14 protein-coding genes are annotated in these 18,339 nt (G+C 56.9%); 4 read left to right on the top strand and 10 right to left on the bottom strand.

Annotated features, from left to right (window positions below; genetic code table 11):
• The first annotated feature begins 320 nt into the window (after positions 1 to 320).
• Complete coding sequence (locus tag D3871_RS30205; protein WP_158597918.1) at positions 321 to 860, top strand: hypothetical protein; 540 nt, start codon at positions 321 to 323, stop codon at positions 858 to 860.
• Positions 857 to 3,181 carry a hybrid sensor histidine kinase/response regulator gene (locus D3871_RS11750; RefSeq protein WP_158597919.1) on the top strand — a complete coding sequence of 775 codons (2,325 nt, stop codon included), beginning with the start codon at positions 857 to 859 and terminating at the stop codon, positions 3,179 to 3,181. The genes D3871_RS30205 and D3871_RS11750 overlap by 4 nt, the downstream gene beginning before the upstream one ends.
• 92 nt (positions 3,182 to 3,273) lie before the next feature.
• On the opposite strand, the gene D3871_RS11755 is transcribed toward D3871_RS11750, so the two are convergent.
• Both D3871_RS11755 and D3871_RS29785 read right to left on the bottom strand, forming a co-directional pair.
• Positions 3,274 to 4,671, bottom strand: coding sequence for a sigma-54-dependent transcriptional regulator (locus D3871_RS11755; protein ID WP_119769055.1), 1,398 nt, complete (start codon positions 4,669 to 4,671; stop codon positions 3,274 to 3,276).
• 638 nt (positions 4,672 to 5,309) lie between these two features.
• Positions 5,310 to 5,519: a hypothetical protein gene (locus tag D3871_RS29785; RefSeq protein ID WP_147376796.1), complete on the bottom strand. Its 210-nt coding sequence runs from the start codon at positions 5,517 to 5,519 to the stop codon at positions 5,310 to 5,312.
• Between the two features lie 475 nt (positions 5,520 to 5,994).
• Here D3871_RS29785 and D3871_RS11760 point away from each other — a divergent pair, with 475 nt between their 5' ends.
• On the top strand, positions 5,995 to 6,945 hold the full coding sequence (locus D3871_RS11760) for a sigma-54 interaction domain-containing protein (RefSeq protein ID WP_233575585.1): 951 nt from the start codon (positions 5,995 to 5,997) through the stop codon (positions 6,943 to 6,945).
• Between the two features lie 66 nt (positions 6,946 to 7,011).
• Here D3871_RS11760 and D3871_RS11765 read toward each other — a convergent pair whose 3' ends face one another.
• The 3 genes from D3871_RS11765 to dusA form a co-directional block, all read right to left on the bottom strand.
• Positions 7,012 to 7,872, bottom strand: coding sequence for an SDR family oxidoreductase (locus D3871_RS11765; RefSeq protein ID WP_119769057.1), 861 nt, complete (start codon positions 7,870 to 7,872; stop codon positions 7,012 to 7,014).
• 34 nt (positions 7,873 to 7,906) lie between these two features.
• Complete coding sequence (locus D3871_RS11770; RefSeq protein WP_119769058.1) at positions 7,907 to 8,098, bottom strand: hypothetical protein; 192 nt, start codon at positions 8,096 to 8,098, stop codon at positions 7,907 to 7,909.
• A 99-nt stretch (positions 8,099 to 8,197) separates the two neighbouring features.
• Entirely contained in the window at positions 8,198 to 9,223 is a 1,026-nt protein-coding gene (dusA, locus tag D3871_RS11775) for a tRNA dihydrouridine(20/20a) synthase DusA (RefSeq protein ID WP_119769059.1), read from the bottom strand.
• A 139-nt stretch (positions 9,224 to 9,362) separates the two neighbouring features.
• On the opposite strand from dusA, the gene aptA reads away from it, so the two are divergent.
• The gene (gene aptA / locus D3871_RS11780; protein ID WP_119769060.1) at positions 9,363 to 10,715 is read left to right on the top strand and encodes an omega-aminotransferase AptA; all 1,353 of its coding nucleotides are present in this window, start codon (positions 9,363 to 9,365) and stop codon (positions 10,713 to 10,715) included.
• Positions 10,716 to 10,725: 10 nt separating this feature from the next.
• Here the strand turns inward: aptA and D3871_RS11785 are convergent, their stop codons facing one another.
• From D3871_RS11785 to infB, 5 genes are all read right to left on the bottom strand, one after another.
• Complete coding sequence (locus tag D3871_RS11785) at positions 10,726 to 11,616, bottom strand: DMT family transporter (RefSeq protein WP_233575586.1); 891 nt, start codon at positions 11,614 to 11,616, stop codon at positions 10,726 to 10,728.
• Between the two features lie 181 nt (positions 11,617 to 11,797).
• Entirely contained in the window at positions 11,798 to 13,633 is a 1,836-nt protein-coding gene (gene typA, locus D3871_RS11790) for a translational GTPase TypA (RefSeq protein ID WP_119769062.1), read from the bottom strand.
• Between the two features lie 149 nt (positions 13,634 to 13,782).
• Positions 13,783 to 14,721 carry a tRNA pseudouridine(55) synthase TruB gene (truB, locus tag D3871_RS11795; protein WP_119770040.1) on the bottom strand — a complete coding sequence of 313 codons (939 nt, stop codon included), beginning with the start codon at positions 14,719 to 14,721 and terminating at the stop codon, positions 13,783 to 13,785.
• A 51-nt stretch (positions 14,722 to 14,772) separates the two neighbouring features.
• On the bottom strand, positions 14,773 to 15,174 hold the full coding sequence (gene rbfA / locus D3871_RS11800; RefSeq protein ID WP_119769063.1) for a 30S ribosome-binding factor RbfA: 402 nt from the start codon (positions 15,172 to 15,174) through the stop codon (positions 14,773 to 14,775).
• Between the two features lie 290 nt (positions 15,175 to 15,464).
• The gene (infB, locus tag D3871_RS11805; protein WP_119769064.1) at positions 15,465 to 18,299 is read right to left on the bottom strand and encodes a translation initiation factor IF-2; all 2,835 of its coding nucleotides are present in this window, start codon (positions 18,297 to 18,299) and stop codon (positions 15,465 to 15,467) included.
• Between the last annotated feature and the right edge of the window lie 40 nt (positions 18,300 to 18,339).

The raw sequence follows: 18,339 nt of genomic DNA on the forward strand, positions 1-18,339 counted from the left end.
ATTCGATTCCCTTAGGCGGGAAAGACGGTGGAAAAGGTATGTGACGTCTGAAGGACATGTAGAGCAGTTTTCCGATCCATGGATCGCTATAGTGGCTTGCAGGAGCGATATGCCTCATTCCCGCTGTGGATCACTATACGGACGATGCGAGGGAGCGCGATGATCTCGCTCAAACGGCAGCTTTAACCTGGACCGTCGCAAGATAGTCGGCACGTTTCATGCTCGGCTTCGAGCACCCTGCAAGTAATCCGCATGCACAGAAGCAAGCTCCTGCGCCATGACACATCCGCGCTTCGACGACGATGCGGCTACATGTAAAAATGGCAAAGCGGTGTAATCGTTACGTCGCAGGCATACCGCCGCTTCAGAGTGCATTCGCTGTGCAAGGGGACAAGCAGCTTATTTATCTTCTTCATGATTGCGATGTGACCGTTTGGACCCGCATCGCATGGAGCAAATATGTCGTGACACGATGGACATGGAATCAAATAAAACTGTTGGCGTCGAGAGGCTGTAATGTCGCGAGCGTTATTGCGCTGAATTTCATCAAGCGCCGGAAGGCAGCGATGTACGCTTTTGTGCGCGCAAGCAAAACCTTGCCTCGCTGGACGGCTACGATTGGTTGGGAACCCATCCTCCTCTCATGGAATGGTTTGGTTTTGAACCACGCTGTCTCAACGATGCCGCAGGATGCCTTTCGTGCAACGAAGTCAGCATTTGAATACAGGAGCAAATTTCCATCATGGGCATGTCGAGCAATCAACAACCTTCCACTCATCATCATAGCGACGCTGCATCGGCCGGGCGCATACCGTTTATTCATCGAGGCACGCGCGTCATGCGATCAAAAGAAACAATGACTCAGGATGAGGAAAAATATCGCCAGTTGATAGAACGCTGCGCCGATGGAATTTTTCTCGTGCGCAATCACCTGATCGTTGGTAGCAATCGTGCTGCCTTAAAGATGTTTTTTGCCTCCGGACAAAGCCCGGACGGGCGGGCGCTGGACGATGTACTGAAGACGAGCGACGACGGTTTGTCCGAGCCGATCGCGCTCGATTGCTGCCCGGCCACCTTCCAGCGTCTGCTGGTCTTGCCCGACGGGAATGTGATCGACGCGGAGATCACAGTCTCGCCTTATATCGATGCAGGAACGCCAGATGGCAGGCTTGTCGTGATTCGCGATGTCAGCGCAGGCAACCGGATTGCCGAAGCCCTGTCCCAGCAGGACAAGTACCTTCGCCTGATTACCGATACCGCGCCAGCCATGATTGCCTATATCGATGCGCAAGAGCGCCACCGGTTTGTCAATGCCGCGTACCAGCATTGGTTCAAGCGTTCGCGCGATGACATCGTCGGTGCATCGACAAAAGAAATACTGGGTGAGGACTATCCGCACATGCAGGCCTACATTGCGCAAGCCTTGCGCGGCGAGCCGGTTCAATTCGAGGTAGCGCTCGATGGTCCGCAAGGCGAACGGCGCCTGCTCGCGGTATACAGCCCGGACTTGCAGCCCGATGGCAGTGTCGCCGGCTTTTCTGCGATGGTAACGGACATTACGGACCGGATCGATACCGAGGAGCAGCTGCACCGGCGTGAGCTGGAATTCAAGACATTGGTGGAAAACTCGCCGGACATCATTTCCCGCCTGGACCGGCGCATGCGCCATCTGTATGTCAATCCCGCCGTGGCCAAACTAGCCGCCCTTCCGCCCGAAGCCTATATCGGCAAGACAAAGGCCGAACTCGGGTTGCCGGCATCGATGGTGCAGGCGTGGAATGAAGCTGCAGAAGCAGCCTTCGCCACGGGCAGCGAACAACGCCTGGACTTCACGGTCGAGTCCGACACCGAGACTCGCTTTTTTTCGGGACGCATCATTCCCGAAACCGACCGCTGGAGCGGCATTGATTCCGTCGTGGGAATTGCTTATGACGTCACCACCCGGGCACGGATGGAAAAGGAGCGCGACGATTTGCTAAACCGCGAACGCAGCGCACGCATCCAGGCCGAGACCGCCGCCCGCGCCCGCGACGAATTCCTCTCCATCGTCTCGCATGAGCTGCGCGCGCCGTTGAACGGGATACAGAGTTGGGCGCATGTGCTGGAAAGCTATGTGAAGGACGTCGCGGCGGTGCCGCTGGCGCAACGTGCCTTGCAAGGCATCAAGACCGGCATCAATCAGCAGGTCAGGCTGATTGAAGACTTGCTCGATGTAACACGCATGATGAGCGGCAAATTCCGGCTGGTAAAGCAACCGCTGGCCTTGCTGCCCGCATTACAGGCAGCAGTCGAAAGCATACGGGCCATGGCAGCGGCAAAACATATTACCGTCAGCTGCGACTATCGCATCACCAGCGAACAGATCGAAGGAGACGAGGACAGGGTACAGCAGATTTTCTGCAATCTGTTCTCCAATGCGGTCAAGTTCACCCCTGACGGGGGCCATATCTGGCTTGCCGCCACGCATGCTGGCGAGCAGATTTGCGTGACCGTGCGGGATGACGGAGCCGGTATATCGCCTGAGTTTCTGCCGCATTTGTTCAACCGCTTCAGTCAGGAAGATACCTCCAGCACACGCCATCACAGCGGACTGGGTTTGGGTTTGTTCCTGGTGCGCCATCTCGTCGAATTACACAAGGGGGAGGTCAAGGCCGACAGCGACGGCGAAGGAAAGGGAACGACGTTTTCCGTGTATTTCCGGCTGCGTTCGCGCAATGACCAATACCTTACGGTCGGACCGGGCGATGCGACCGCCGGCAACATGCCATTGCCTTCGCTGGAGGGCCGATGCGTGCTTTTCATCGATGATCAGGCCGAGGCACGGGAATCGCTCACGATGGTGCTCAACGGTGCCGGTGCGAGAGTATTTTCCGCCGCGACGGCCGACGATGCCATTACCTGGCTTACGGGTCTGCAGGCGGACCACTATCCGGATGTGCTCATTTCCGACATTGCGATGCCGGGCGAAGATGGTTATGCCGTATTGAGAAGAATTCGCACATGGCGATCGTCCAGTGGCGCGACGCCACTGCAGCGCCTCCCGGCGCTGGCGCTGACGGCGTTCGCGCAGCGCGAAGACAGAATCCGTGCGCTGACCGCCGGTTTCCAGATGCATCTCACCAAACCGGTAGCGCCGGAAGAGTTGATCATCGTTATTGATACGATAGCATCGCGGCATTGACGATGGCTGCGAGATCGGCTCGCGCCTTATTCAACTGGACGCGTTCAAACGACTGCCTCGACGCTAAAGTCAGGGTGCAACCGCTTTAATCTTTAATGGTAGGAGTCGCTGCTGCTCCCTTGCATCGACGATTCGTCTTTCTTTTGCATGGCTTCGTAAGGTCCATACTCTTCCAGACGGTTATACAGGGTCTTGAGGCTGATCCCCAGAATATCAGCAGCCCGTTTTTTAACTCCGCCGCAGAGCTCAAGCGTCGCATAGATCAGCTTGCGGTCAACATCTGCCAATGACGTGCCAACGGGAATGGCCAGCGTCAATCCGACCGGCGACTGAGTAGTAATGACCGGAGCCAATGCGGCAGCATCTATCGTATGGTCGGACAGAATGAACGCACGCTGCATATAGTTGCGCAACTCGCGCACATTGCCGGGCCAATGGTAATTGCTCAAACATGCAAGGCCATCGGGCGAGAGTACCTTGGCGGTGCCGTGGGCGTTATTCATATCGTCGAGGAAATGTTGCGCCAACAACTCGATGTCGGCGCCGCGCTCGCGAAGCGGCGGTATCTTGAGTGGAAAGACATTCAGCCGGTGATACAAATCCAGCCGCAATTTTCCTTCGGCAACGGCAGCTTCCGGATCACGGTTGCTGGCAGCGACGACACGTACATCCGTTTCGATTTCCTGGTTACTGCCAATGCGCATGAAGGAACCTGTTTCCAACACGCGCAACAGCTTGACCTGTAGTTCGACCGGCATTTCGGTAATTTCATCGAGGAATAGCGTGCCGCCGTTGGCGCGTTCGAAGTAGCCTTTGTGCTGCCGGTCCGCCCCGGTAAAACTACCCTTCTCATGGCCGAAGATTTCACTCTCGATCAGTTGCGGGGAAATCGCGCCGCAATTCACAGGGAGGAAAGGATGCTTTTGCCGCAGGCTCAAGTCATGGATGGTCTGCGCCGCAAGCTCCTTGCCGGTGCCGCTCTCGCCAAGCAGCAATACTGTGGCTTCCGTCGGAGCGACGCGACCGATATGGTTGTACAACTTCTGCATCGCGGGCGCGGCGCCAAGCATTTGCCCGAAATGGCCAAGCCGGCGCAACTCGCTACGCAGCACACCGATTTCCTCCTTCAGGTCCACGGTACGGGGAATGCGGGCGAGCAATGATTTCAGCCGTCGGAAATTGATAGGCTTGGTCAGATAGTCGGCCGCCCCCAAGCGCAATGCCTCGACGGCGGTCTCTACGCTTGCGTGACCGGTGATCAGAACGATCTCGGTCGTGGCGCGCGACTCGATGTCGTTGAACAAATCCATACCGCTGCCATCAGGCAGTTTCAGATCGATCAGAACGACGTCCGGCCGCTGTCGCATGATCTGGGTCTGCGCATCCCGAATCGTGCCGGCGACGGCTGCGGTAAAGCCCTCCGCCGACGCCATTTCCATCAGCGCTTCGCGCGTGTTCACGTCATCATCAACGATCAATACATGTGGCATAGGTCACTATCTCTTACGATGTTGAACCACGCGGCCCGTGGGCAGGAAGCGTGACGAAAGCGGCGGACGCTCTACTGGAGCAGCCGCCTTTATCAAGCAGCATGCCGAATTCCCTGCGGGCGAACGGCGACTGCTTGGTATCGATTGCTGCGATCGACATCGTGACCTAAGCTAGTCGACGGCGATGTGAGGCAATCTGCCAAAAGGGTTTATCGGAAATATTTGAGCTAAGAACTACTGTATTGGACAGCTGGGCGTATTGAATATTCAGCATATGCTCCTTGAATTGCATTGTCCAAGGACACATGATTTTTCTTATTGAGCCAGAACAGTGATCGACGAAGTTGCCGCGACATTTTCGCAAATCATTAATGCGACATTAACGCGATTGGGTATCGCGAATGCTTTTCGGTTTCATGTGGACTGAATACAGGCCTGGGCTTGAAGAGACTTGAGCAAAGACGGTATGCGAATGTCGGCCATAGTACTGTCGGCCATAGTACATTTCGCATCGCGCGATTATCCGACTTGCAATGTATAGCATTGATATATGCGTTCAGACGACATGCACAAGTGGTCCTCGCGACCATCCTGCGCAATGCCGTCAAACGCGGTGTTACGTAGAACCCGTGGGCCTGTTACTTCGAGCCTGTACCGCTGGACCCGGTTGTGCCCGAACCACCGGCGGCACCAGAGCCACTCGATCCCATGGAGCCCGCACCGCTGGAGCTGGTACCTGCTGCGCCAGTGCCGCCCGAGGTATCTGCACGCCGATCGCAACCCACTGCAGTCAAGCTCAGCGCAGCGACAACCAACAAAACTTTCGATGTAGTTTTCAATGCATTCATTCTTATTCCTTTCAAAAAAGTTAACGTCGTGTGTCACGTACTTGACCGTATGGCTCACAATAAGTTCTATTGAGCTTTTGTTGGACATGACAATCGTGGTGCAATTTTTCCCGCCAAGCGGGATATTAAGTTGCGGCCCGGATATGCAGGCGGTGAAATATTTCTATCGAGTTTTAGCGCTGCGGCTGCGGCTACCTTGACTAAGCCTAGATCAATTCAGGTCGCGTGCGCACAGACTTCGCCCTGGTTATCGTGTATCGTGTTTCATGCACAGTAGCGGTATGCAAAGAGATTTGATCGGGTACCACATGAAAATCCATGTTCTCGGATGAATTAAAAGATGCGGTTTGCGCACCGAAACTGAAATTGCGCAATTGGGTCTTCACGCTTTGATGTAACAATCGTGATGTCTACTTCAATGCGCGGTCCCGCGCGTTGCGACTTCCCACATGACCGTGGCCAAACGGATTCAGACATGGCTCTCGAAAAATCTTTAAAGCAATTCGGCATCATGCAAGGCATGGCTCCTATCATGGAGCGCCTTTACCAGCAGGTAGACAAGGTGGCCGGAACCGAAGCGACCGTCCTTCTGGTTGGTGAGAGCGGCACCGGCAAGGAAGTCATTGCCAATGCGATCCACCACGCCAGTGCCCGCAGCGAGCAGGCGTTCGTCGCCGTCAATTGCGGCGCGATCCCGCCTCACCTGATCGAAGCCGCACTCTTCGGTCACGAGAAAGGCAGCTTTACCGGTGCTGTGCGACAGCACATAGGCTATTTCGAACATGCGTCCGGCGGCACCTTGTTCCTGGATGAGATCACCGAGATGCCGGTTGACATGCAGGTCAAGCTGTTGCGCGTGCTGGAATCGGGATCATTTCTGCGTGTCGGCGGCGATGAAGAAGTCAAAGTCGATGTCCGATTGATCGCGGCAACCAACCGCGATCTCGACACTGCCGTCAAGCAAGGTAATCTGCGCGAAGACCTGATGTATCGACTTGCGGTATTTCCGATTCGCATTCCTCCGCTGCGCGAACGCGGCAATGACATCGAATCGCTGGCTAATTATTTTCTTGCCGAGCTGAATGAAAAGGACCATGCGAATAAAATATTTTCGCGCGGTTCGCTTGATGTGATTCGTTCGTATTCGTGGCCGGGCAATGTGCGCGAACTGAAAAACGTCATCCATCGCGCGTACATCCTCGCGACCGATACGCTCAACATTGAAGATTGCATCTCCGACCTGTCAACCAAGAAACCGACCGTTCATGAAGGTTATCTGAATTTCTTCGTGGGAACGCCGCTGGCCGATGCGCAGAAGGAAATCATCCTGGCCACGCTCAAGCATTACAGCGGCAACAAGCGCTTGACTGCTGAAGCTCTCGGCATCAGCCTCAAGACGCTGTACAACAGGTTGAAGGAATATTGAAAACCGCAGCCGGCAGCATGCTCATGCCGCCGGTCCTGCCAAGCAACAAATGCCGCATATGCCTGCTCAAGCATTCACCACTTCGCCGCCGTTCGGGTGCAGCACCTGGCCACTCATGTAAGACGAATCGTCCGATGCCAGGAAGATATACGACGGCCCGATTTCATCCGGTTGGCCGGCACGCCCCAATGGGGCGTGCTGCCCGAAGCTCGCCACTTTTTCTTCATCGAAGGACGCCGGAATCAACGGCGTCCAGACCGGCCCCGGCGCCACTGCATTGACCAGGATGCCGCGTTCCAGCAATTGCTGCGACAGTGAGCGCGTGAACGCAACAATCGCGCCCTTGGTGGATGAATAGTCGAGCAGGTGCGAGCTTCCCCGATATGCCGTCACCGAGGTGGTATTGATGATGCGTGCACCGGGCTTGAGATGAGGCAAGGCCGCCTTGACGGTGAAGAACATCGAAAAAATATTGATACGAAACGTCTTGAGCAATTGCTCTTCGCTGATGTCTTCGATGCTTTGCTGCGGGTACTGCTGTGCGGCATTATTGACGACGATATCCAGTCGCCCGAAGGATGACATTGTTGCCTCTACCATCTTCGCGCAGAAAGCGGCATCGCCGATATCGCCGGCAATCAGCACGCATTCGCGTCCTTCCGCCTCGATGTAGCGCTGCGTTTCCTTGGCGTCTGCATGCTCGTCCAGATAGGCGACCACGACATTGGCGCCTTCCTTCGCAAATCCGATTGCCGCCGCACGTCCTATGCCGCTATCTCCGCCGGTGACGAGCGCGACTTTCCCTTTCAGTTTTCCACTACCTTTGTAATTTTGCATCTCGGCTTGCGGCTTGGGCGTCATCGCCTGTTCCGAACCTGGCTGCTTATCTTGATGTTGTGGGGGAAATGATTGGTCCTTTGAAGCCATGATGATCCTTTCCGAAAAAGAAACGGGCCGCCAGCTATTTCTTGGCCGCTTTTTGCGACCGGCTCTTGCCCGCCTTTTTAAGGGAGATGGCGACAGCCTGCTTGATCGCCTTTTTCTTGGAAGGCGGATGGCTGTTCCCTATGGTGCCGTCGTGCTCATATTCATGGACCAGCGTCTTGATGTTGCTCTTGATCGTTTCCTGGCTCTTCCCGGTTTTCAATGGCATGACATCCTCCTGCAGTGAAGTTCGCTATGCACGAAAGATCAAGAGGCGAGCAGATTCCGTGCCATTGAATGGCACGCAGGACAACAAGCGGAGCGGTGATCAGGCAGCGAGCGGCTGGGTACGCGCAAAGGCCTCCATCAGCAGCGCCGGATCGCCCAAGGCAAGCTTTCTGGAATCGGAAAGAGTTTGACGGAATGCGCGAGCACCCGGCATTCCAGTCATCAAGCCGAGCATATGGCGAGTGATGCTGTTGAGTCGCAGACCGCCGCCAGCATTGCCCTTGCCATACCGCGCGAGCTGGTCGGCAATATAGGGCAGCATCGCCTGCAGCACTTCCGCGCGCGACTTCACGGGCGTCGAATCACCGTAATACCGCGCGTCGAAGTCCGCCATCAGATAGGGATTGTGATAGGCCTCGCGGCCCAGCATCACGCCATCGACATGCTGGAGGTGTGCGTCGATTTCCGCAACGGTCTTGATGCCGCCATTGATGATGATTTCGAGCTGTGGAAAGTCATGTTTGAGGCGGTAGGCATACTCTGCCTTGAGCGGCGGAATTTCGCGATTTTCCTTGGGACTCAAGCCTTTGAGGATGGCGTTGCGTGCATGCACGATAAATGTGGCACATCCTGCGTCGGCGATGACGCCGACAAAGTCGCGCACGAAATCATAGGATTCCACATCGTCGATACCAATGCGATGTTTGACGGTCACGTCGATGGCGACGGCATCACGCATGGCCTTGACGCAATCGGCGACGAGTTGCGGCTCTGCCATCAGGCAAGCGCCAAACGCGCCCTTTTGCACCCGCTCGGACGGGCAGCCGCAATTCAGGTTGATTTCGTCGTAACCCCACTGCTCGCCCAGCCTGGCGCTTTTGGCAAGATCGGCCGGTTCACTGCCGCCCAGCTGCAGCGCAACCGGGTGCTCTTCCTCATTGAAGTTCAGATGACGAGCCACGTCGCCATGCAGCAATGCACCCGTAGTCACCATCTCGGTGTACATCCAGGTATGACGGGTAATCTGCCGGTGAAACATGCGGCAATGACGATCGGTCCAGTCCATCATCGGGGCAACCGAGAGGCGACGGGAGGGCAGCTTGGCGGAATGTTGAGAGCGGATCATAATAGGACGACATTTTACCGGGATGGCTTCCGGCACGTAACAATGGGTAGGTAACAGCTACCTGAATGGGTTGGACCGGTTTCTATCGAATAGACCGTTCCAGGCGAAACAAAACAATTTCTCCACAAGGGAAACACATATGGCCAATACTCTGGACACCTCGCATTTCTGGATGCCGTTTACGGCGAACCGCCAGTTCAAGACCAAGCCGCGCCTGCTGGCAGCAGCGTCCGGCATGTACTACACGACCGATGACGGTCGCAAGATTCTCGACGGCACGGCTGGCCTGTGGTGCGTGAACGCCGGCCACTGCCATCCAAAAATTACTCAAGCAATCCAGCAGCAGGCTGCGACCATGGATTTTGCCCCGACCTTCCAGATGGGACATCCCAAGGTATTCGAAGCGGCCAGCGCGCTGGTGGCCATCGCGCCGGAAGGCTTGAACCGGGTGTTCTTCTGCAACGACGGCTCCGAATCGGTCGATTCCGCGCTCAAGATCGCCCTCGCCTACCATCGCATGCGCGGCGACGGCCTGCGCACCCGCCTGATCGGACGCGAACGCGGCTATCACGGCGTTGGCTTCGGCGGCATCGCGGTCGGCGGCATCGCCGGCAACCGCAAGCATTTCGGCCCGACACTGGCTGGCATCGATCACCTGCGTCATCCTCTCGACATCACGCGCAATGCCTTTTCCAAGGGCTTGCCGGAGCACGGCGCGGAAATCGCCGATGAGCTCGAACAACGCTTGCTCGCCTTGCACGATCCAGCGACGGTGGCCGCGGTCATCGTTGAGCCGATCCAGGGTTCGACCGGCGTCATCCTGCCGCCCAAAGGCTATCTGCAAAAGCTGCGCACGATCTGCGACAAGTACGGCATCCTGCTGATCTTCGACGAAGTCATCACCGGCTTCGGACGCCTGGGCAGCGCTTTCGCCGCCGACTACTTCGGTGTTGTTCCCGACATGATCACCTGCGCCAAGGGGCTGACCAATGCGGCCGTGCCGATGGGCGCGGTGATCGTGCGCCAGGATATTCACGACACCTTCATGGATGCCGCTCCGGAAAACGCGATCGAGTTCTTCCATGGCTACACCTATACCGGGCACCCGCTCGCTGCCGCCGCCTGTATCGCCACCATCGACGTCTACAAGGAAGAAGGCTTGTTCGACCGTGCGGCAGCGATGGCGCCGTATTTCGAACAAGCCGCACATAGCCTGAAGGGACTGCCCTACGTCAAGGACGTGCGTAATCTGGGCTTGGTATGCGGAATCGAACTGGAGTCGATTCCGGGCAAACCGACCGCCCGCGCATTCGACGTGTTCGAGAAATGCTTCTGGGACAAAGGCGTATTGATTCGTACCACCGGCGACATCATTGCCTTGTCACCACCCTTGATTATCGACAAGCAACAGATCGATCAGATGTTCGGCGTCATTGCCGACATCCTCAAGGCGCAGCAGGCTGTCTCTCGCACCGAATCAGTGGTCGCCTGAGCAGGCTTGTTTAGGCCGTCGGATCGGCCACCGATCCGACGCGCGCCTTCTTCCCGCTTTGGGCACGCAAGGCCGCAAGCTCGTTCAATATCAATGCCGCCATGACAACGCCGCCACCCATCAACGTTTCACGGGCCGGTACTTCGCCTGCGCCCAGCCAAGTCCACAGCGGCCCAAGCAAAACTTCCAGAAGCGCCAGCAGGGCCACTTCAGGCGCCGACAGGCTCTTTGCCGCCCGCACCATCAGCAGGCAGGGAAAACCGAGCTGAAAGAATCCGAGAACCGCCAGCAATCCCACGTCGTGCAGCGACGCCTGCAACGGCCAGGCGAACGGCAGCATCAGCACAACGGAAAACACGCTTCCAAGAAACACTGCCGGCATCAGGTCCACACCGTGGCCGACACGCTTGAGGATGATCAGGTTGACCGCAGACGCCACCGGAACCGCGGCGGCGATCAGCATGCCGATCAGGTGCTGTCCCCCGACATCGCTGAGGCCGTTGACGAACATCCACAGGATGCCGAGGGATGCCGCCGCAATCGCCAGCCAGGTACGCGCAGGAATCTGCTGCTTAAGGATCAGCCAGGCAAGCAAGGCCGTGAGCAGTGGCGCCACGCTCATCACGATCAGGGTATTGGCGACCGTGGTCTTGGTCAGCGCGATCATGAAGCACACGAACATCACGCACCACATCATGCCGCTCAGTACACCCGCCCATCCGGTGGAGCGTACCGTCGCCGCGGCCCGGGTTATACCCTGCTGCCCGATCAGCACCATCGCGACCGCGATTGCGGAAAACAGGCTGCGCCAGAAAGTGATTTCAAACCCGCGCGCCGCCTCCAGGTGCCGGGTAATGACACCGGCAATACTCCACAGCGTCGGCGCGATGATCATGAGCATGAGCGCTCGTTGATGCGTCGTCAGAAAGGGCATGGAAAGATTGATTCAAACGAATAAAAAATGAAGCCCGGCACTCAGTCAAGAGGGCCGGGCGTCGGATAACCACGGCATGCTACCGCATTTTGCGGTAGCACCTGCGACAGCGCAGTTTTGTTACCGGTTCAGCGGATGAGCACGTGAATTATGCGGCTTCGCGCGATGCTTTCTTGCGCTCGTGCTCTTTCAGGAAGCGCTTGCGCAGGCGAATGCTCTTCGGCGTGATTTCGACCAGTTCATCGTCTTCGATGAATTCGACCGCGTATTCCAGCGTCAGCTGGATTGGCGGTACCAGGCGAACCGCTTCATCGGTGCCGGAGGCGCGAACGTTGGTCAACTGCTTGCCCTTGATCGGGTTGACCACGAGATCGTTGTCGCGCGAATGAATGCCGATGATCATGCCTTCATACACCGGGTCATTGTGGCTGACGAACATGCGGCCGCGATCCTGCAGCTTCCACAAGGCGTAGGCGACTGCAGCGCCATCATCCTGCGAAATCAGCACGCCATTACGACGGCCGGCGAGTTCGGGCTTGCTGCTGTCGACCGGTGAATATTCGTCGAAGATGTGGCTCATCAGACCGGTGCCACGCGTCAGCGTCATGAACTCGGACTGGAAGCCGATCAGGCCGCGCGCCGGAATACGGTATTCGAGACGTACACGGCCTTTGCCGTCCGGCTCCATGTTTTGCAGGTCGCCGCGACGGCGGCCCAGCTCTTCCATCACGCCGCCCTGGTGGGAATCTTCCACATCGACAGTCAGCAATTCGTAAGGCTCGCACTTGACGCCGTCGATATCCTTGAACACCACGCGCGGACGCGACACAGCCAACTCGTAGCCTTCGCGGCGCATGTTTTCCAGCAGGATGGTCAGGTGCAGTTCACCACGACCGGACACTTCAAATGTAGTGTCGTCACCGGTATCGGTCACGCGCAATGCAACGTTGGATTTCAGTTCACGGTCGAGGCGGTCACGGATCTGGCGGCTGGTGACGAACTTGCCTTCGCGGCCGGCCAGTGGCGAGTTGTTGACGAGGAAGTTCATCGTCAGCGTCGGCTCGTCGACTTTCAGCATCGGCAGCGCATCCGGCGTATCCGGCGAACACACGGTAGTACCGATACCGAGTTCTTCGATACCGTTGATCAGCACGATGTCGCCGGCAATTGCCTCGTCCACCAGCACGCGCTCCAGACCCTTAAAATTCAAGACCTGATTGATGCGCGCCTTGGTCGGTGTGGAATCCGGGCCGTTCATGATGATCACGTCCTGCAGCGCCTTGACGCGGCCGCGGCTGATGCGGCCAATACCGATCTTGCCGACGTAGGAAGAATAATCGAGCGAGGAAATCTGCAACTGCAGCGGACCGTCCGGATCATCGTCGCGCACCGGCACGTTTTCAAGAACGGAGTCGAACAACGGCTTCATCGTGCCTTCACGCACGGTCGGATCGAGGCTGGCATAGCCATTCAGTGCCGACGCGTACACAACAGGGAAGTCCAGCTGTTCTTCGGTAGCACCCAGCTTGTCGAACAATTCGAAAGTCGCGTTGATCACCCAGTCAGGACGCGCGCCCGGACGGTCGATCTTGTTGACCACCACGATAGGCTTGAGTCCGAGGCCCAGCGCTTTGCGCGTCACAAAGCGTGTCTGCGGCATCGGGCCCTCGACCGCATCGACCAGCAACAGCACCGAATCCACCATCGACAATACGCGCTCGACCTCGCCGCCGAAGTCAGCGTGTCCCGGCGTGTCGACGATATTGATGTGGGTACCTTCGTATTCGACCGCGCAATTCTTGGCGAGAATCGTGATACCGCGCTCTTTTTCCAGATCGTTGGAATCCATCACGCGATTATCCACTTGCTGGTTTTCGCGGAAAGTGCCGGATTGGCGCAGCAACTGGTCGACCAGCGTGGTTTTGCCGTGGTCAACGTGGGCGATGATGGCGATATTGCGCAGAGCGCGTTTGGTATTTGACATGGTGATTGAATGAGCGCGAGATACGAGGAACCGAAAATTATAACATGCTGCGTCGCAAGAAAAGACTCAAAAATTCTTGTATTTCAAAGGCTTGCGACGAAGGAAGACGTATATGGACAAAGCTGGGGCGAAAAGATTCGCAGAAATTTTCATGCAGGCGTATTTAAGGCAACGAGGCGCTCGGGTGCGAGGACGCCATATTCACTCAGTTGCGCGGTGCCAAGCAGTTGACCGTTGTCTTCCTGGTAGACCCGCACCCGGCCGACACATTTGGGCAGACGACCAACTTCGTTTCCAAGCGGCAAACGCTGCCCGTGCAAAAAGCGCGCGGCAAGTACTTCCGGCAATCTGATCATGGGAAAGCTGGACAACAATGCATCGACGGGCGCAAGCATTCCGGTTCGGTCTGCTTCGGAGGTTGCCGCCAATTGGTCGAGCGACACGGCCCCGTCAAGCGAAAGCTTGCCAACTGCAGTTCGGCGCAATGCCTGCAAATGCGCACCGCAACCTAATGCAACACCGATATCCTGGCCCAGCACTCGTATATATGTTCCCTTGCTGCAGCTTACGCGAAGCGTCAGGAAAGGCGCCTGGAAATCAAGCAGTTCCAGTGAGTGAATGATCACCCGGCGCGCTTCGCGCTCCAGCGTAATGCCGGCGCGCGCATATTCATACAATGGCTTGCCATCGCGCTTGAGTGCCGAGTGCATCGGTGGAACCTGATCGATGGGACCACGGAAGCGAGCAAGCACTTCCTCAACCTGTGCAGGAGAAACTTCTACCGGCTGACGATCGATCACTATCCCTTCGGTGTCGCCGCTATCGGTGGTGATACCGAGATGGATAACGGTTTCATATGTTTTATCCGTTTCCAGCAAGTCTTGCGAAAACTTGGTCGCCTCGCCGAAGCAAAGTGGAAGCAAGCCTGTTGCGAAAGGATCAAGCGTACCGGTGTGGCCCGCTTTTTTAGCGCTCAACAGCCATTTGGCTTTCATCAGGACATCGTTGCTGGACAAACCGGCAGCCTTGTCGAGCAAGAGTACGCCATGCACAGGCACGCGAATTTTTTTGGGCTGGTTTTGCGCCATGGTGAATGTTTGAGTGCAGGCGCATGCCATGCACGCCTGCTTTGAAGAGCGTTATTTCTGATTCGGGTCGGGGTCGAAATCGGCCGCGCGATTTGCGTTGGCTTCATCGATCAGTTTTGACAAGGCCATGCCCCGGGCTGTCGACCGATCATGCACAAAGTGTATTTCCGGCGTGGTATGGATAGTCAGACGACGTCCGAGCTGACCGCGAATGAAACCCGATGCCTTTTGCAGGCCTGACAAAGTGTTCTGGATCGCTTCGTCATTGTCGACCAGTGTAGTGAAAAACACCTTCGCATGCGCATAGTCGGGCGTCACCTGAACTTCGGTAATCGTAATCATCCCTACGCGCGGGTCTTTCAATTCATAGGCAATGATTTCAGCGAGATCGCGCTGAATCTGGTCAGCCACGCGAACGCCCCGACCGGGAATGGATTTACTGTGTTTAGCCATGCTATTGCATCTTTCTTGTTACGGTGTGGCCGATGGAACCATGATGCCACCCGAAATTCGGTACTTTTCGCCAACTGTCACTAGAGCCGAAACCATCGTACCGTGACTCTATCCAGGCGCAATGCTTTGACCACGAGCGGGCTTTAATGTTACGGATATAGGAGCGGGAACAAACACTGCAAGCACAAACACGGTTCGCAGCGACTGGAACAAAAACGCGCCACCTTACGCAATGCAGGGTGGCGCATTTGTCAACGAGACCGAAATCCGGTCATCTATTTTCGAAGGAATTACAGCGTACGAGCCACTTCCTGTACTTCGAACACTTCCAGCTGATCGCCTTCCTGGATGTCGTTGAAGTTTTTCAGCGACAAACCGCATTCGAAGCCGGCTTTGACTTCCTTCACATCGTCCTTGAAACGCTTGAGCGAGTCCAGTTCGCCAGTCCACACGACCACGTTGTTGCGCAACAGTCGTACTGACGAGCCGCGCTTGACCAAGCCGTCGAGTACGTAGCAACCGGCAATGGAGCCGACTTTGCTGACGTGGAACACTTGGCGAATTTCGACCATGCCCAGTGACTGTTCGCGCTTTTCGGGCGCCAGCATGCCGGACATGGCGGCCTTGATTTCGTCCACCGCATCGTAAATGATGTTGTAGTAGCGAATGTCAATACCGCTGGACTCTGCCAGCTTGCGTGCAGATGCGTCTGCGCGGGTGTTGAAGCCGATAATGACTGCCTTCGATGCCACGGCAAGATTGACGTCCGATTCGCTGATACCGCCGACCGCTGCGTGCACAATCTGCACCCGCACTTCGTTGGTCGATAGTTTTTGCATCGCATGCACGATCGCTTCTTGCGAACCTTGCACATCGGTCTTGATGATCAAAGGCAGATTCTTGACTTCGCCTTCGGCCATCTGCTCGAACATGTTTTCCAGCTTGGCGGCTTGCTGCTTGGCCAGCTTGACGTCACGGAATTTGCCCTGGCGGAACAATGCAATTTCGCGTGCCTTGCGCTCGTCGGCCATGACCATGACTTCTTCGCCGGCTGCCGGCACTTCGGTCAAACCTTGAATCTCGACGGGAATCGACGGTCCGGCATCATTGATGGTCTTCCCATTTTCATCCAGCATCGCACGTACGCGGCCATACGATGATCCCGCAAGCACAATGTCGCCACGCTTGAGCGTGCCCGATTGCACCAGAACGGTTGCGACCGGTCCACGACCCTTGTCGAGTTTCGCTTCAATGACCAGGCCTTTGGCGTGGGTATCAACCGGCGCCTTGAGTTCCAGCACTTCCGCCTGCAAGAGTACGTTCTCCAGCAATTCGTCAATGCCTTGGCCAGTCTTGGCGGACACGGGAATGAATGGCGATTCGCCGCCATACGCTTCCGGCACCACTTGTTCGGCAACCAGTTCCTGCGTCACACGTTCGGTATTGGCACCCTGCTTGTCGATCTTGTTGATGGCAACCACGATAGGCACACCGGCAGCCTTCGCGTGAGCGATCGCTTCCTTGGTTTGCGGCATCACGCCATCGTCGGCTGCCACGACCAGGATGACGATGTCGGTCGCTTTCGCGCCGCGGGCACGCATCGCGGTAAACGCTTCGTGGCCCGGCGTATCGAGGAAGGTAATGATGCCGCGCGGTGTTTCCACATGGTACGCACCAATATGCTGTGTAATACCACCCGCTTCGCCTGCCGCAACCTTGGCACGGCGAATCGAATCGAGCAAGGATGTCTTGCCGTGGTCGACGTGGCCCATCACGGTCACTACCGGTGCACGCGGCAACGCATCTGCGTCGTTATGCGTACCGGCCTCTTCCAGCAATGCTTCGGGATCGTCAAGCTTGGCGGCATATGCCTTGTGTCCCATTTCTTCGACCAGAATCATTGCTGTTTCCTGGTCAAGCACCTGATTGATGGTAACCATCTGGCCCAGCTTCATCATGTGCTTGATAACTTCCGAAGCCTTGACCGCCATCTTGTGCGCCAGTTCGGCGACAGTGATTGTTTCGGGCACGTGCACGTCCCTGACAACTGCTTCGGTCGGCGCCTGGAAATTGGATTCGTGACGGTCATCGCCATGCGAGGAGCGGCGTCCCTTCGGGCCACCACGCCAGCCGTCACGGCCACCCGGCGCTGTCGTTGCCGGGCCGCCGCGGGTCTTGATGCCTCCACCACGTTTCTTGGCGGCGTCATCCTGCCACGTTGACGACACATTGGCAGACTTGATTGACTTCTTGTCGCCGACTGCAGGCTTCTTGTCGTCCTTCTTTTCGCCAGGCTTCTTGTCCGCCGGCTTATGCAATGTGCCTTCGGCTGCTTTAGCAACTGGAGCCGGAGCAGGCGCAGGTTCCGGCGCCTTCACCACGCGGCGTGGCTGGCTCATCATCGCCTTGATCTGCGCCACTTCGTCGGCTACCGCCTTGCGTGCGCGCTCGGTCGCTGCCGCACGCTCAGCCGCGTCCTTGGCCTCCTGCTGCTGCGCCTTCTTCTTGGCTTCTTCATCGGCCGCACGCTTCTTTTCCTCGGCCACGGTCAGATCCACCTTTGCGGCCTGGGCTGCCTGTTCCGCAGCCGCCTTGGCGGCCTCAGCCTTTTCAGCCTCTTCCACTTCACGCATGGCTTTGGCTTGCGCTTCCTTTTCAGCTTCAAGCTTGGCAAGGCGCTCCTGCTTTTCGCGCAATTCCTCTTCCTGCCGTGCAATCAGTTCAGCTTGGCGGCGCGCTTCTTCGGCACGACGGGCGATCTCAGCCTCGTCGACGACCGGAGCGGCCTGCGCCTGTGCCGGTGCCTCATCGGCTACGGGCTCATCACGCTTGATGAAGGTGCGCTTCTTGCGGACTTCTACCTGAATCGTGCGCGACTTTCCTGTGGCGTCGGCCTGCTTGATTTCTGTAGTTTCCTTGCGGGTCAGCGTGATCTTCTTTTTATCGCCTTCCGGCAATGCACCATGCGAACGGCGCAAATGGTTCAAGAGCTTGTCCTTGTCTTCTTTGGACAAGTCATCGGACGCCGAACTTTTTTCGACGCCGGCAGCGCGCAGTTGCGTTAAAAGCAGGTCTGCAGGCATCTTCAGTTCGGTGGCAAATTGGGCTACGTTGTTACTCGCCATTCAGTCCTCTTTTCTATGTGGCACGACAGATGATATTGGA

The sequence above is a fragment of the Noviherbaspirillum saxi genome, from assembly GCF_003591035.1.
GTDB classification, from domain to species: Bacteria; Pseudomonadota; Gammaproteobacteria; order Burkholderiales; family Burkholderiaceae_D; genus Noviherbaspirillum; species Noviherbaspirillum saxi.